This window comes from uncultured Clostridium sp., assembly GCF_934754915.1.
GTDB lineage: Bacteria > Bacillota > Clostridia > Clostridiales > Clostridiaceae > Clostridium.
In genome coordinates, this window is the sequence record NZ_CAKVKB010000032.1 from 1 (window position 1) to 16,770 (window position 16,770).

Annotated in this window: 14 protein-coding genes and 1 pseudogene; 13 read left to right on the forward strand and 2 right to left on the reverse strand. The window is 27.9% G+C overall.

What is annotated here, in order from left to right:
* From Q0F58_RS07245 to Q0F58_RS07270, 6 genes and pseudogenes are all read left to right on the forward strand, one after another.
* Positions 1 to 445, forward strand: a pseudogene (locus tag Q0F58_RS07245) (YdcF family protein); the annotation flags it as partial.
* Between the two features lie 393 nt (positions 446 to 838).
* The gene (locus Q0F58_RS07250; protein ID WP_294374342.1) at positions 839 to 1,273 is read left to right on the forward strand and encodes a universal stress protein; all 435 of its coding nucleotides are present in this window, start codon (positions 839 to 841) and stop codon (positions 1,271 to 1,273) included.
* A gap of 58 nt (positions 1,274 to 1,331) precedes the next feature.
* Positions 1,332 to 1,565 carry a TIGR04540 family protein gene (locus Q0F58_RS07255; RefSeq protein ID WP_294374345.1) on the forward strand — a complete coding sequence of 78 codons (234 nt, stop codon included), beginning with the start codon at positions 1,332 to 1,334 and terminating at the stop codon, positions 1,563 to 1,565.
* Positions 1,566 to 2,256: 691 nt separating this feature from the next.
* On the forward strand, positions 2,257 to 3,270 hold the full coding sequence (trpS, locus tag Q0F58_RS07260; protein WP_294374348.1) for a tryptophan--tRNA ligase: 1,014 nt from the start codon (positions 2,257 to 2,259) through the stop codon (positions 3,268 to 3,270).
* Positions 3,271 to 3,549: 279 nt separating this feature from the next.
* Positions 3,550 to 4,713 (forward strand): polysaccharide deacetylase family protein, encoded by a 1,164-nt coding sequence (locus tag Q0F58_RS07265; RefSeq protein ID WP_294374351.1) that lies wholly within the window; start codon positions 3,550 to 3,552, stop codon positions 4,711 to 4,713.
* A gap of 354 nt (positions 4,714 to 5,067) precedes the next feature.
* A complete protein-coding gene (locus Q0F58_RS07270; RefSeq protein WP_294374353.1) occupies positions 5,068 to 6,333 on the forward strand; it encodes a chloride channel protein in 1,266 nt (421 codons plus the stop codon).
* Positions 6,334 to 6,335: 2 nt separating this feature from the next.
* Here the strand turns inward: Q0F58_RS07270 and Q0F58_RS07275 are convergent, their stop codons facing one another.
* Positions 6,336 to 7,139 carry an MBL fold metallo-hydrolase gene (locus tag Q0F58_RS07275; protein WP_294374358.1) on the reverse strand — a complete coding sequence of 268 codons (804 nt, stop codon included), beginning with the start codon at positions 7,137 to 7,139 and terminating at the stop codon, positions 6,336 to 6,338.
* A gap of 305 nt (positions 7,140 to 7,444) precedes the next feature.
* Here Q0F58_RS07275 and Q0F58_RS07280 point away from each other — a divergent pair, with 305 nt between their 5' ends.
* From Q0F58_RS07280 to Q0F58_RS07290, 3 genes are all read left to right on the forward strand, one after another.
* Positions 7,445 to 8,176 (forward strand): AzlC family ABC transporter permease, encoded by a 732-nt coding sequence (locus Q0F58_RS07280; protein WP_294374361.1) that lies wholly within the window; start codon positions 7,445 to 7,447, stop codon positions 8,174 to 8,176.
* Positions 8,173 to 8,493 (forward strand): AzlD domain-containing protein, encoded by a 321-nt coding sequence (locus Q0F58_RS07285; protein ID WP_294374364.1) that lies wholly within the window; start codon positions 8,173 to 8,175, stop codon positions 8,491 to 8,493. The genes Q0F58_RS07280 and Q0F58_RS07285 overlap by 4 nt, the downstream gene beginning before the upstream one ends.
* A gap of 146 nt (positions 8,494 to 8,639) precedes the next feature.
* Positions 8,640 to 10,874, forward strand: coding sequence for a YhgE/Pip domain-containing protein (locus Q0F58_RS07290; protein ID WP_294374367.1), 2,235 nt, complete (start codon positions 8,640 to 8,642; stop codon positions 10,872 to 10,874).
* A 223-nt stretch (positions 10,875 to 11,097) separates the two neighbouring features.
* On the opposite strand, the gene Q0F58_RS07295 is transcribed toward Q0F58_RS07290, so the two are convergent.
* A complete protein-coding gene (locus Q0F58_RS07295) occupies positions 11,098 to 11,616 on the reverse strand; it encodes a hypothetical protein (protein ID WP_294374370.1) in 519 nt (172 codons plus the stop codon).
* A gap of 238 nt (positions 11,617 to 11,854) precedes the next feature.
* On the opposite strand from Q0F58_RS07295, the gene Q0F58_RS07300 reads away from it, so the two are divergent.
* The 4 genes from Q0F58_RS07300 (at position 11,855) to Q0F58_RS07315 (ending at position 16,721) form a co-directional block, all read left to right on the forward strand.
* On the forward strand, positions 11,855 to 12,526 hold the full coding sequence (locus tag Q0F58_RS07300) for a response regulator transcription factor (RefSeq protein WP_294374374.1): 672 nt from the start codon (positions 11,855 to 11,857) through the stop codon (positions 12,524 to 12,526).
* Positions 12,523 to 13,557 carry a HAMP domain-containing sensor histidine kinase gene (locus Q0F58_RS07305; protein ID WP_294374376.1) on the forward strand — a complete coding sequence of 345 codons (1,035 nt, stop codon included), beginning with the start codon at positions 12,523 to 12,525 and terminating at the stop codon, positions 13,555 to 13,557. The genes Q0F58_RS07300 and Q0F58_RS07305 overlap by 4 nt, the downstream gene beginning before the upstream one ends.
* Before the next feature lie 334 nt (positions 13,558 to 13,891).
* Positions 13,892 to 14,659 (forward strand): ABC transporter ATP-binding protein, encoded by a 768-nt coding sequence (locus Q0F58_RS07310; protein WP_294374379.1) that lies wholly within the window; start codon positions 13,892 to 13,894, stop codon positions 14,657 to 14,659.
* Positions 14,649 to 16,721 (forward strand): ABC transporter permease, encoded by a 2,073-nt coding sequence (locus tag Q0F58_RS07315; RefSeq protein ID WP_294374382.1) that lies wholly within the window; start codon positions 14,649 to 14,651, stop codon positions 16,719 to 16,721. The genes Q0F58_RS07310 and Q0F58_RS07315 overlap by 11 nt, the downstream gene beginning before the upstream one ends.
* The last annotated feature ends 49 nt before the right edge of the window (positions 16,722 to 16,770 follow it).

The following is a 16,770-nucleotide window of genomic DNA, read 5'->3' on the forward strand; positions in this document are numbered from 1 at the left end:
AGAATGTAATTCAACTAATTGTGGAAATAATATAACAAATTTATTAGATGTATTAAAAGAGAATAAGATTGATTTTAATTCAATTATTCTTGTACAAGACTCAACAATGCAATATCGTATGGAAGCAGGACTTAGAAAGTATGTTTCAGACAATGTTAAGATAATAAATTATGCAGCATATGAAATGAAAGTGTGTATTGAGAATTCAGAACTGGTTTATGAAAATCATGTGCATGGTATGTGGGATATTAAGCACTATATAACACTTTTAATGGGAGAAATACCAAGATTGACAGATGATGAAGATGGGTATGGACCTAATGGAAAAGACTATATAGCTCATGTTGACGTACCATATGAAGTAGAAAAAGCATTTTTAGAATTAAAGCAAGAATATAAAGATTTAGTTAGAAAGGCTAATCCTCTATATGCTTCAAAAAAATAATTAACATATAGTGTAATTGACAATAAGGAATGAAACATTTGTGAGATTTCTTTGCTTACATAAGGAGTCTAATTGAATTTTTTGGTCATGTATTGATTATTGATACTTATTACTTTCACAGTATCAATTTTTTCAAAAGAAGCTACTTTAAAGAGAAAGCTTTCAGGGATATACAATAAGCAGGAATGAGGATAATAAAGATGTATTTTGAATGAATTAAGCAACAAAAAATATAGAGTTTATGTAAACAATTAACTTATTGAAATTGCAAAGATATATGAAATGAAAAAATTTAAATAAAAAGAAGGAAAATTATATAAAATGTAGAATTATTTAAATATAATAAAAATATTAATAAATGTACTATGGTATGGAGATAAGGGGGAGTATTATATGGACAAGAGAAAAGTATTAATACCTATAGATGGAACAGAAAGAAGCATGCATTCATTAGAATTTGTAAAAGAGATATTTCCCAAAGGCTCTGTTGATGTTATTTTGATGAATGTCAAAGAACTTGTATTATTAAATGAAATGATAGTTGCAAAAGAAGTGGAAATGGCAAAGGAATTATCTAATGAAATATTAGCTGAAGCTAAGGAAAAATTGAAAGATTATTATAATACTGAAACGTATTTTACTTTTGGATATCCTGGAGATGAAATAATCAAGAAATCTATTGAAGAAAATATTGGAATAATAGTAATGACTAAATCAACAAAGAGAGGATTAAACAGAATTATAGGATCTGTAACTTCAAGTGTTGTAAAGCGTGCTAAATGTATTGTAATGATTGTGCCAAATGATTTTTCAATAAGTATAAAATAAGGTATAATGATATTTGAAAATAGTAAAAAGTAATATTCGCAGCAATAAGGAGAAAAAAATGAGAACAGTTTATAAAAATCCAAAAGAATTAGCAACATGTTTAAAAGACATTGTAGATAATTATTATGAGGATTTAATTACATATGAAGATATGGCAGTCAAGATAATGAAAATTGTAAATTCAAATATGGATGAAATTTATAAAGAAAAAGCCATGTCTACTAAAATATCTAATATTATTGGACAGAATAGAGAAGAGATAATAAATAAGATAGTAGAAGAAAACAGATAGTTTTTTACAGGCTGTTTTAAGCTTATTTAACTTAAAGCAGCCTTTTATTGTTGACAATATACAATATACAATTTACAATTAACAACGAAGGATTAAATTTTTAGTGATTTTAATCTTTTGTATATGTCAAACTGAATTATGTTTAATCCTGTGAAGAGGAGTAGTATTTAAATTAAGATTCAGCAAAGAGAATCAGGGATGGTGTGATCCTGATGTGAAAGATTTAATGAATGGACCTTGGAGGAATTAAGGGAAATCTGTGAAAAGTGTTTTTTCCAGAAAGTATCTGAAATGGTGGATGCACCTTATAGCAGAAGCATTAATGTTTTTACATGGATGTGTTTTTGAGATGTAATAGATTATTAATATTGCATTTTTAGTACAGTTAGGTGGTACAGCGGATATATCTCCGTCCTATTTTATTAGGATGGAGTTTTTTAATTACCATAAAAAATTATATTTTATGAGTTATACATTCCAATTAATAATTTACAATTAACAATGAAGGATGAAATCTTTTCAAGATTTCTTTAATTAAAATCATATTTTAAATTTATCCCATAAAGGTAATGGCGTAAAAAATCTTATAAAAATTTCAAAATTGCAATATCAATTATACATTGTTAATTGAAAAAACATACAGTGTAAATATTTCTAAGAAATAAATCATATATTTGAGGAGGAATTAATAATGAGCAAGAAGATAATATTAACAGGAGACAGACCTACTGGAAAATTACATATAGGTCATTATATAGGGTCATTAAAAAATAGAGTTGAGCTTCAGAATTCTGGTGAATATGAAAGTTTCATAATGATTGCAGATCAGCAGGCGTTAACTGATAATGCAAGAGATCCTGAAAAGATAAGAAGAAGCCTTACAGAAGTTGCTTTAGATTATCTTGCAGTAGGATTAGATCCAGCAAAATCAACAATATTTGTACAATCACAGCTTCCAGAACTTCATGAGTTAACAATGCATTATTTAAATCTTGTAACTTTATCAAGACTTGAAAGAAATCCAACAGTTAAAGCAGAAATAAAACAAAAAAATTATGAAAACAGCATTCCGGCAGGATTTTTGATATATCCAGTAAGCCAGGCTGCTGATATTACTGCATTTAAGGCTACAACTGTTCCAGTTGGAGAAGATCAGCTTCCTATGATTGAACAGGCAAGAGAAATAGTAAGAAGTTTCAACAATATATATGGAGATGTTTTAGTTGAACCAGAAGCTGTCATCCCAAAAGATACTTGTGGAAGACTTCCAGGAACAGATGGAAAGGCTAAGATGAGTAAGTCTATAGGTAACTGTATATATTTATCTGATGATGCTGATACAATAAAGAAAAAAGTAATGTCAATGTATACTGATCCAAATCATATAAGGGTTGAAGATCCAGGTCAGGTTGAAGGAAATACTGTATTTACTTATTTAGATGTATTTGCTCCTAATAAGGATGAAGTTGAAGAAATGAAAGAGCATTACAAAAGAGGTGGACTTGGTGATATGAAAGTCAAGAGATATTTAAATGAAGTAATGCAGGCAGAGCTTGAACCAATAAGAAAGAGAAGAGAAGAATTTGCACAAGATATGGATTATGTGTACAAAATGCTTAAGGATGGAAGCGATAAAGCAAGAGAAGTAGCTGCACAGACTTTAAAAGAAGTACGTGAAGCTATAGGATTAGAATATTTTAAGTAGAAATTAAGATAAAATGGTGTTGTACTAAAAATAGTGCAACACTTTTTTGTTATGATAAAAATCATTTATATTACATTTTGTTCTATATTACAAATCAGATAAATATAGATAAACATAATGAATTGATAAATTTCATTGTTGGTTTAATAAATATATTCTGAATTAAAAAATTTAAAATTTAATGATATTTTAAGATTAAAATTTATCTGATACATGCAGAATACAAAATTTGAAATGCAAAAAGATAATTGTAATATATAATATCTGGGAGAGAAAATTATGAGCGATTTTGAAAATAAAAGTTTTGATAATGAAAAAAGCATAAAGAAGTGTATTGAAGCCATAAATCAGGTTCAGATTAAGATGGACGAGGAAGAGGATACTAAAAGAATTATAAAGATTACCTTAGATCAAATTCAGAAAAAAGAACAAAGTGAAATAAGAAAAACAAATACATTAATTGGAAAGCTGGATAAAAAGGCAGAATTTTATATAAGACATTTAGAAAAGATATGTGGCAGAAAAAAAATCAGGCAGACAGCAATCAGGATGATGCTGTTTTTAGTTATGTGCATATTTATTTTTAATGGGGCTTTAAATAAAGCATATGCTAATCAAAATGAGATATCTGGAACAACAAATGCAGCTATCCAAAATCAAAATATCAATAAGGATAGTCAGAATGATAGTGATTCTGATGCACAAGAGAGCAGAAGTGATGATGAAAAAGCAGATAAATTTGTGGGGGTAAATGAAGAAGGAAGAAAATATTCTTATGATGCGGTAAAAATAGCAGAAAAATTGAAGAAAGGTGATTATAACAATCAAGGAGATAAAATAGTATTTCTTACATTTGATGATGGAACATCAACTACAGTAACACCTAAAATATTAAAGATACTAGATGAATATAAGGTTAAAGCTACTTTTTTTCTTATGGGACAGTCTATAGAAGATGGGGGAGAAGAAGCTAAAAATCTAGTTAAAAAAGAATTTGAAAATGGACATGCAATAGGGAATCATTCATATTCACATGATTATTCCATACTTTATCCGGGAAGGACATTAAATCTTGAATCATTTAAATCTGACTATGATAAAAATGAAGAATTATTAAAATCAATACTTGGAGAAAATTTTTCAACAAGGGTCTTAAGATGTCCGGGAGGTTATATGTCATGGAAGGGCATGGATTCATTAAATGAGTATTTAAAAGAAAACAATATGGCAAGCATTGACTGGAATGCATTAAGCAAAGATGCAGAAGGAAAAAAGAAAAATGCTGATGAACTGGTTCAGTGTGCAATAGAAAGCGCAGAGGGAAAGGAAGTTGTGGTAATATTAATGCATGATACTTATGGAAAAGAAGAAACTGCAAAGAGTCTTCCAGAAATAATTAAGTATTTTAAAAATAATGGATATGAATTTAAAACATTGGTATAGAGTCTAATAGTAAAATTGAATTTGAACATTTAATGATTATTAAGACATTATGTATTTTGATTACGTTTAATTGAAGATTTTTCATATTAGCGTAAATACAAAACTCAACATATAGTATATCTTAAAATAACTGTAGACATTATATCTTGAACTAGATTATATAAAATTATAATTATGAAATATCCACAATTATATGTTAGTTTGATTTTTTTGTGTCAATATGAAAAATCCTAAAATATTAACAAAAGAAATCTTTTAAATATTTCAACATTCATTGTCAATTGAAAGGATGTAAAGTATAAAAATTTATTATAGAAGCATACTAAGCAGTAGAAAAAAGCTTAGGAGTAAGTTATGGAATACAGAAATGATATCAAAAAGAATACTATATTGTTATGTAAAAATTTATGTGCTGACATATTTAAATGGGTAATTTTAAGCATAATATTAGGATGTGCAGTTGGAGCAACAGTTGGATATTTCAATATAATATTGAAGCAAGCAAATGATTATAGAAAAGAAAATAATTATCTTATATATTTTCTTCCATTAGCAGGTGTCATTATTGCATTTATATATGTGAAAGTAAAGAGAAATGCTTATTCAGGAGAAAATTTATTAAAATCAGAAGTTGTTAAGGCTTCTGGAGATATACCATTTTATATGAGCATAGTAGTATTTGCTGGTTCACTTTTAACAACATTATTTGGAGGTTCAGCAGGTAAAGAAGGAGCTGGAGTAGCAATTGGGGGTACCTTTGCAGATTTTATTGCAGGAAAATTGAAACTTAGCAAAGGAGAACAGAGGACATTAGTAATAAGTGGAGTTGGAAGTGCTTTTGGAGTGCTTTATGATGTGCCATTTACAGGTGCAATACTTGGAATGGAGCTTGTGATTAAAGGAAGCTTTAATTATGAATCTCTTATTCCAGCATTTCTTACAAGTGTAGTTGCTGAAAGGATATCTATTATTATAGGAAATAAGCACATAACATATCCCAATCTTAATTTTGGAGAATATTCACTTATGTTCATATGTAAACTGGTATTACTAGGAATATTATTTGGAGCTGTTGGAATTTTGTTCAATTATGTTCTTGATAACAGTTCAAAAGTATATGGATTATTTATTAAAAATCCAATGATTAAAGGAATTGCTGGAGGAATAATAACAATAATATTGTTTTTTATAGCAGGTGATAATTATAATGGATTGGGTCAGAGTTTTATAAATGCATCCTTTGAAAGCAGAGTAAGTTATTCTGAATTTGTATGGAAAATAATTTTTACTGCAGTAGCTTTAGGTTCGGTATTTCAAGGAGGAAGAGGAAATCCTACTTTTTTTGTAGGTGCAACATTTGGAAGTGCTGTATCAGAATTTGTTAATCTTCCTGTGGAATCTACTGCAGCACTTGGAATGATTGGTGTATTCTGCAGTGCTCAATCTCTTCCTATAACGTGTATAGCTATGGCTGTTGAATATTTTGGTTCAAAAGAACTAATGGCCATAATATTGGTTATGGTCACTAGTTATTCTATTTCAGGATTTTATGATATTTTTTCTAAAAGAAAACTTACAGGAGGAAAAAGCACATTATTTAAAGGATATTTAGAAGAGTAGAATTATAATTCCAGCTCCATGCCTACACCTACTTCTTTTATAGGTATATTTTTATGAATTTGTGCCTTTACTAAAAATGAAGTACAATGACATGGATATAGATTAGTAATGTTATTATCTTTAAAATATTTAATGGTATTTTTAAGCTGGTCATCAATATTAAAAAGATGAAAGCCTCCAATTACACCTAGAATTCTATTGTCATTACATACTTTTTTAGCATATTCTATAATATTGCATATGCCACTATGGGAACATCCTGTTATTATAAATATACCATCAGGATTTTTGTATACAAGTGCAGTGTCATCAATGACATAATCATCTGTCCATTTGGAATTTATGAGTGTTTTTCCTATGATTTTTCTTGATTCAAAATTATTAGAACTGGGTATTTCTCCAAGAAAAGTTATGTTACTGCTTATTTTAATAGGCGTTTTGGAAAATGTAAGGCTGCACAGATTTTTCAATTCATTATCTAGAATTGGTGAGCATATTTTAAGGTCATTAAATCTTTTTTCTTTAAAAGCTAAAGGATGGGAAAGAAGATTTATTGTTTTATTATTATATTTAAAATAATATTTCAATCCTCTTGTATGATCATCATGTCCGTGAGAAATTATTATCTTATCTAAATTTTTTAAATCTATATTCATGGCTTCAGCATTTTTTATAAAAGCATCAGAATATCCAGCATCAAATAAAAATTTTTTTCCTTCATCTTCAATATAAAAAGAAACAGCAGGTTCTCCAAGATAATATTCATCAATATAGGTATTATTGTCAATAAGTACTTTTAATTTCAAATTATAAACACCCCTTTTAAATTTTTGCATATAACAATGATAACATATAGGTTTCAGTTAACAATGCATAATTTATGACAAATGATAAAATCTTTGCAATATACATTAATATTAAATACAAAGTTATATTGAGTTCAATAATTAAAGTATACTGCTCATAAACAGAGATATTTTTATATTGCCATTTTATTCTTAAAATATATAAATTTGATTGACAAACTAAGATATAAAAGGTAGAATACTAAAAAATGATAATTTTTGACAGAAAGTTTATTGTAAGTCATCAGAATAAAAGGGGATTAAATATGGAGCAGATAGATGATTTGAATATTAAAGATGAAGAAGTATCAAAAAGACGACAGTTTTTTCAGGGAGTGCGGGATTGTATTCCCACAATACTGGGATATTTAAGTATTGGATTAGCCTGTGGGATTTTATGCAGGTCATGTAACTTGACATTCTGGCAGGCTGTTGGAATGAGCACATTTGTATATGCTGGTTCTTCACAGTTTATTGGAGCAGGAATGATTGCTTCAGGTGCATCTCCATTAGGAATAATATTTACTATATTTTTTGTTAATTTAAGGCATATATTTATGAGTGCTTCAATGGCACCATATTTTAAGCATAATACATTTGTAAAAAATTTATCAATAGGTGCCCTTCTAACAGATGAAACTTTTCTGGTTGCATCCAATAAAGGGATGACGGATAAAAAAATAGATTTCTGGTGGATGACTGGGCTCAATATAACAGCATATATAAATTGGATAATAGCTACAGGAGCTGGAGTTTTAATAGGAAATCTTATTCCTGATTATAAAAAGTATGGATTGGATTTTGCTTTGACAGCAATGTTTATTGGACTTTTAATTTCATCAATAGAAAACGTAAAAATAAAGAAAGCATGTATAATAATTTCTGTATCTATTATAGTTCTTATAATATCTACAAGCTTTGTGGATACAAGTGTTGGAGTAATTATAGCATCAATAGCAGGAGCATTATCAGGAGTTATGGTAGGAGAAAAAATATGAATACATATGTATGGAGTGTAATAATAGGAGGAGGAATTGTGACAGTTCTTCCAAGGGTACTGCCAATAACAGTATTATCAAAGCTTAAGTTGAATAAAAAAGTTGAAGAGTTTTTAAAGTATATACCAATATCAATATTATCAGCATTGATTGCAGTTGAACTTTTGACAGGAGATAATAAACTGGCAGTAAGCACGCATTATGCAGAACTTTTGGCAGCAGTGCTAACAATAATAGTTTCAGTAAAGAAAAAGGATTTACTGCTTACTGTGATAACAGGAATAATATCAGTAGCTGTATTCAGGATTATATTATAAATTATGGCATACATAGCTTATTGGATTTTAGAATTAATAGGCTGTGTATGCTATTTATTTTAGGTTTTTATTGAATTACGGAATAATAGACTCAAAAATACAAAGACTAATAATAAATATTCAGCATTATTAGGAGTGTATATTATATGAAGAGGATTTGGAATATTTATAAAACGGATATAAGAAATATAGTTACGAATTATGCTGCATTTATAACGATAGCGGCATTGTGCATACTTCCATCTTTATATGCATGGTTCAATATAGCAGCATCATGGGATCCTTATGGCCAGGAGGCTACAAGTAAAATAAAAATTGGAGTTGTAAATAATGATGCAGGAACTGATCTCAATGGAGAGGAAATTAATATAGGAAATCAGATAGTTGAAAGTTTGGAAGAAAATGATCTTATGGGATGGCAGTTCATTGATAGCGATGAAGCTGAAAAAATGCTTGAAGAAGGAAAATATTATGCAACAATAACAATTCCTCCACAGTTTTCAAAGGATATAACATCAATTATAACAAGTGATATAAAAAAGGGAGATATCATATATAGGGTTAATGAAAAGATAAATGCAATTGCGCCAAAACTCACATCTAAAGGAGCAAGTGGTGTTCAGGAAAATATAAATAAGACATTGGTTGAAACTGTCAGCAAGACTCTTCTTACAGCAAGTAAAAGCATAGGAATAGAGATTGAAAATGCAAAACCTAAGATAACTAATGCATATAATCTATTAAAAGAAGTCCAGGGGAAATTTGATGATATAAATGCTACTGTAGATCTTGCTTATAATGGAGCAGCTCAGCTTAAAGATCTTACAAAGAAAATTAATGATGATATACCATTAATGGAGGAAACAATAAATAACAGCAGAAATTTAAGCAGTCAGATAAAGAATTTTTTATCAACATCTAAAGGCAGTTTAAATGATTTATCACCAACTATAAAAGAAGACATAAGGCTGCTTAATGAAATATCAGGAGGAATATCAGATTATTCATCTGCTATTATAGAAGCCATAAATTCAGGAAGTGAAAAGGCTCCGGAGATGATAGAAAATCTTGATGGAAGGTTAAATAGTCTTAAAGAGTTAACAACATCATTAATAAATATTATGGAGAAGATGAATAAATTAAATCCTAAATTAAATGAAACAATTGAGCAGCTGAATAATATAAATTCATCAATAAATACATTACAGGGGTATCTTTCAAAATTAAAAGAAGCTATAAATTCAGGCGAGACAGTAGACTTATCCGTATTAAACAATATAAAGACCCTTGCAGACAGTGTAAATTCAATTTCATCATCTTTATATTCTAAATATGATAGTGATATTGCAGATAAGATAAGCAGTATTATAGATAGTGCATATGCTACAAGTGATAATATAATAAGTGTTCTTGATGAAGCAGAAAAAAAGCTTCCAGATGTAAGCAGTTTATTGAATACAGCATATGAAGGTGCGGATAAAGGAATTTCAGGAATAGAATATATAAAAGAAAAATTACCTAAAGCAGAAGAAATGCTGAATAGCATTATAGATAAAATGGATAAAGTAAATAATGACGGAGATTTTACAGAATTATTAGATCTGCTAAAAAATGATATTCAAGAAAGAAGCGATTTTTTAGCTGAACCAGTTAATTTGATAGAAGAACAGGTATTTCCTATGGGTAATTATGGAACAGCAATGACTCCATTTTATACAACTTTATCATTATGGGCTGGAGGACTATTTTTAGTTTCTTTATTATCTGTGAATCCTCATGAAGCTGAAGAAAATAGAAGCAGGACTTTCAATATTGATAATAATGAAGAACATATAGAAAGCAGGAAAACAGGAAAAGAGATTTTTGGATATGCAGCTGGAATAACAGAAGATTATTTTGGAAAGATGCTGTTGTTTTTGACATTGGCAGTAATTCAAAGTGTTATTGTATCAGTTGGAGATTTATGGATATTGAATATATATTGTTTGAATCCAATCTTATTTGTATTGGTAACAATAATTACAGGATTGATGTTTGGATTGATTATATATACTGCATGTTCTGTATTTGGAAATGTTGGAAAGGTTGTATGTATTGTACTTCTTGTCCTTCAGCTTGGAGGTTCAAGTGGAACATTTCCAGTAGAACTTACACCTGTGTTTTTCCAAAAGATACATCCATATTTGCCATTTACATATACAGTTTCTTTAATGAGAGAAACAATAGGAGGAATTGTAAAGATGGTTGTTGTAAAAAATCTGTCAATACTCGCAGTATTTGCAGTACTTTCATTATTAATAGGTGTATTCTTGAAAACACCTTTTACTAAATTGATAAAGAAATTTAATGAAAAATTTGAAGAAAGTCATCTTGGTGAATAATTTGTATCTTTCCCCACTTGTGGGGAAAGAATTTTTTTAGGAAATTTATTAATAATCTATTGATATTTTTTTAATAACTCATAGAAAAACACAGTATGCAAAGCAGGCTTGTTTATAAAACTTAATATATCTTCTAATAATAAAATTACATAGTAGTTAAAGAAATGTTGAAAAGATTTTACTATTCATTGTCAATTGTATATTACTAATTGTAAATATATGCTTATATATTTTTTATAATGTTCAATTTATATGCAATATCATAAATTTCACTGAGAGTCTTATCATCATTAAAAAAACATGGAAATTTCAAATTATAATTTCCCCATACTGTTACAGGTTTTTTAGTAAAATAAAAAGTTACAAAGAAAAGTTCTTTTATGTTCAGTTTAGCAAAAAAGGGGATAAGATTTTTATCAGTTATTTTGTAATAAACATCATTATGTTTAATTGAAATAATTGAATTCAATAAAGTTTTATCATTTTCATCAATTAGATTCATTAGATTTTTTATTTCTATTTCATTTAATTTATTTATATAGAAATCAATATAACATTCATTATCATTTTCCTCAAATACTTGAAGAAGGAAATTTATTAGGCATGCTTCACTGTTTTCTGAAAAATTTCCATCAATAGTGAAGTTCTCAAATTTATCAAATCCATCTAAAATATTGTTAAATCTTATTGAAACGTTATTTTTAAATTCTGTCCATGAAACTGGTATAGGTAAATTGTTCATATATAATCACATCCTTTTATATATACTATAAGTTGAAAGTATATTAAGTCAAATTAAATTCTAATATATGTTGTTAAAGAGTTAAATTTTATATGAATATATGTAAAAAAGTTAAAGAAATATTGAAAAGATTTCCTTCTTCATTGTACATTGTAAATTGAAACATATATAATGAATGTATGTTTACAAAAAATGTATGCTGCAAAAAAATAGTAAATGATAAAGGAAGAGAGTTAAAATGTCTAGGATAATGATTATTGAAGATAATGAAAATTTAAAAAAGGAGCTTATTGAATTTCTAGTAAGATATGGATATGAAGCTTATGGAATGGATGACTATAAAAATGCAATTGAAATTGTATTAAAAGATGAACCAGATTTAATACTTCTTGATGTAAATCTTCCATATTATGATGGATATTTTATATGCAGAGAAATAAGAAAGAAAAACAGCAGTATTCCAATTATTATAGTTACAAGCAGAGATAGTGATATGGATGAAATAATGAGCATGAATTTAGGAGCTGATGATTTTGTTAGTAAGCCATATAATACTCAGGTGCTTTTAGCAAGAATAGGCTCACTGCTTAGAAGAAGTGGAGCTGGAAAAGTTCAGGATATATTGGAACATAAAGGTCTTAAACTTAACATGAATAAAGGTGAGGTAACATATGCAGAAAAAAGTACTGATTTAAGCAAAAATGAATTTAAAATATTATCATGTTTAATGAAAAATAAAGAAAATATAGTAAGCAGGGAAGATTTGATGGATTATTTATGGAATTCAGATCTTTTTATTGATGATAATACTCTGTCAGTCAATGTTACAAGACTTAGAAAGAAATTAGATGATTTGGGATTTAAGAATGGAATAGAAACAAAGAGAGGAATTGGTTATATATTGCTATGAATTTTAAAGATTATATTTTTTCAAAAGCTCCATATTTTATAATGAATTTTATCATATATATTTTAGCAGTAGTCTTTTTAAAGATAGCTCATATTCCAAATATTATTTTATTCTGTATTTTTCTCATATGGTTTTCACCACTTTTAATATACATTGTAATTCAATACATACAGGGAAGGCGATTTTATGGACAGATAAATGACATAAGCCAGAATCTTGATAAAAAATATCTGTTGTCAGAAATTATAAAAAAACCTAATTACTATGAAGGAAGAATTTTTTATAATATATTAAAAGACGCAGATAGGAATATGCATGAAGAGGTAAATTATTATAAGCATCTTCAAAGCGATTATCGCGAATATATAGAAACTTGGGTTCATGAAATAAAAACTCCAATAGCTTCATCAAAAATGATTCTTGAAAATAGTATTTCAAATGATAAATATGCGCTCATAGATGAAATGAATAAAATAGATGGATATATAACACAAGCATTGTATTATTCTAGAAGTACAGACTTTAATAAAGATTACATAATTAAAGAATTTAATCTTAAGAGTATCATAAATGAGTGTGTAAGGGAAAATAGAAGAGAATTTATAAACAAAAAAATTAAATTGAGTATTGACAGCAGTACAGATATAGCAGTTACAAGTGATGCTAAATGGGTCAAATTTATAATAAATCAGATAATAATAAATTCAATAAAATACAAAAGAAAGGAAAATGCAGAAATAAAAATTTATCTTGCTCAGAATTATGAAGCAGAGAAAACAAGTAAATTGAAAGAGGTTAAGAGAAAAGCTGAATTGGTTATAGAGGATAATGGAATAGGGATTCCTGAAAGCGACATTAATAGAGTTTTTGACAAAGGATTCACAGGAGAAAACGGAAGGATTTATGGTAAATCTACAGGAATTGGCCTTTATTTGTGCAATAAACTTTGTGAAAAGCTTGGATTGAAATTAAAACTTACATCTAAATCAGGAATTGGAACAAAAGTATTTATTAGTATAGATTCTAATTAATAAGGCATAATTGCTAATTTACAAGATTTCTTTGATATAGTTATTAAGCAGTTTGATTATTAAAAAATAACTATTCTGAAAAAATGCGCTAAAAATATAGGTTTAAATTATTATATGACAGGGAATGCTGCATAAAGATTAGATTACATACAATATCCAACATTATTTTGATTTAAAAGAATAATGCTAGATATTGAAAGACATAATCTTTAATGCAGCATCCCTGATTTTTTATCTTACAAAATTGTAAGAGTAGTGAAAGATTAATCGATATGAAAAAAACTTTTGACATCCTATAATATAAACATAGATTGAAGTTTGGAGGAAATAAAGAATGGAAAGCATATTAAAAGTTGAGAATATAGAAAAGTATTATGGAAATAAAGATAATATTACAAAAGCTATTGACAATATAAGTTTCAGAGTTGAAAAAGGAGAATTTGTTGGGATAATGGGGCCATCTGGAAGTGGAAAAACTACACTGCTTAACTGTATTTCCACTATAGATAATGTTACTACAGGTTCAATTACAATTGATGGAGATGATATAACAAGACTTAAGGGAAGAAAGCTGGAGAATTTCAGAAGAAACAAACTTGGGTTTATATTTCAGGATTTTAATCTTCTTGATACCATGACAGCATTTGAAAATATAGCATTAGCTTTAACGATTGCAAGAAAGAAAGGAAAAGAAGTTGAAAATCTTGTTGACAAAGCAGCGCAGAATCTTGGAATATCAGAAGTGCTTAATAAATATCCATATCAGATGTCTGGAGGACAAAAACAGAGAGTTGCAGCAGCAAGAGCTATTGTAAACAATCCTAAAATAATACTTGCTGATGAACCTACAGGAGCGTTGGATTCAAAATCAGCAAAAATGCTTTTAAACTCTATAGAAAAATTAAATAATGAATTAGAAGCAACAATTTTAATGGTAACTCATGATGCATTTACAGCAAGTTATGCACACAGAATTTTATTTATAAAAGATGGAAAGATATTCAATGAAATTGTAAGGGGAGAAGATTCAAGAAAGGAATTCTTCAACAAGATTATAGATGTTGTAACAATACTTGGAGGTGATTCTAAAGATGTATTTTAAGATGGCGTTTAATAATGTTAAGAAAAGTATTAAAGATTATACAGTTTATTTTCTGACATTAACTTTTGCTGTAAGTATATTTTACAGTTTTAATTCAATTAGTTCACAAAGCATTTTAAGTGAACTGAATGCAAGTCAGAAACAGTATGTAGATTTACTAAATCAAATGATGTCAATTCTTTCTATTGGAGTATCAGTAATACTTGGATGCCTGATTATATATGCAACAAATTTTCTTATTAAAAGAAGAAAAAAAGAATTTGGATTGTATATGATGCTTGGAATGAGAAAAAGAGCAATGTCAACTATATTGTTTCTCGAAACTTTTTATATAGGAATTATATCCCTTGTAGCAGGTCTTGTTCTTGGATTGATATTTGCACAGTTCCTTTCTATACTTACAGCAAAACTTTTTGTACTTGAAATGTCTAAATATAGTTTTACTATTTCATATGAAGCCATTATTAAGACAATTGTATATTTTGGATTCATGTATGTAATTGTCATGATTTTCAATATTATATGTGTATCAAAATATAAACTTATAAATCTTCTAAGTGCAGGAAGAAAAAATGAAAAAATAAAGATTAGAAATATATATGTTTCAGCTACAATATTTATTTTATCGATTATAATACTAGTTTTTGCATATCATTATATAGGAATTTCTAGTCTTGATTATACTAAATTTGAATTTAAAGCTTCTATAATTTTGGGAATTGTTGGAACGTTATTATTTTTTTATGGAATTTCATCTGTATTGTTTTACATTATATCAAAAAAATCAGATATTTATTACAATAAATTAAACAGTTTCAGCATAAGACAAATATCAAGCAAATTCAATACAAATTTTATATCAATGACTGTAATATGTTTAATGCTTCTTGTAACTATAGGGGCTCTTGCTTGTGGTCTTGCAGTAAAAGATTCTATGGAATCAACATTAAAAAAATCAACACAATTTGATGCATCAATCTCTTGTTATTCTATTGATGAGAATGAAAGTATAGAAGATCCAATAAAAGCCATAGAATCTCTTGGATATGATTTAAATGGAAATTGTGACAGCATGATATTAAAAACATATACTTTAGAAAACAGTGTGACTCCTGGAAAACTGTTATTAAAATATGCAGATAAATCTAGTACGTCAATAATAGATATGCTTAATGGTCCAGCTTTTGGAAAATCTATAAATATGATATCTATTTCTGGTTTTAATGAAGCTAGAAAAATGCAGGGTAAGGAACCCGTGGAACTATCAGATGATGAAATACTTATTGCTAATAACTATGATGCATTGAAAGATTTAGCTGATAAATTTGTGAAAAATGAAGATAGTATAAACATAAATGGGAAAGAATATGTGATCAAGGAAAAAAAGGTTATGGATGATTGTTTATATACTACTCCAGTAGCAAGTACAGCATTTTCTTTGATAGTTCCAGATAAATTAATAGAAGAGAATGATGTGTATATTTCTGAACAAATTGTAAATATAAATTTTAAAGGCAGTGAAGATGATAAAAAAGCAGAAAAAGAAAAACTTACTGAGATATTGAACAAAGAATCTTTCAGGGATTATAGTGAACAGAGAAAAATTGATGAAGAAAGAGGATTTGCATTATATGGAATGACAAGGCAGATGTGTATGGATGCAAGCAGAGGTCTTTCAATACTTGTGTTATTTATCGCAATATATCTTGGAATTGTATTCCTTATTTCAAGTGCGGCAGTATTAGCACTTCAGCAGCTTTCATCTTGTAATGAATCAATTGACAGATATAGTTCTCTTAGAAAGATTGGAGCATCAAAATCAATGATTAATAAGAGTATATTTACTCAGGTAGCTGTATTTTTCATGTTTCCATTAAGTCTTGCAATTGTTCATTCAATAATTGGAGTTAGAGCTGTAAATAGTTATTTAATGGCTTTTGGGACTTCTAATCAATTAAGTTCTATTTTAGTAACAGCGTTTATCATAATTATTGTTTATGGCGGATATTTGTATGGAACATATATCTCATATAAGAATGTAATAGATAATGAATTTAATTAGTAAATTAAATATAGTTTTAGAGAAAGAATATGAATTTATATATGTTGAT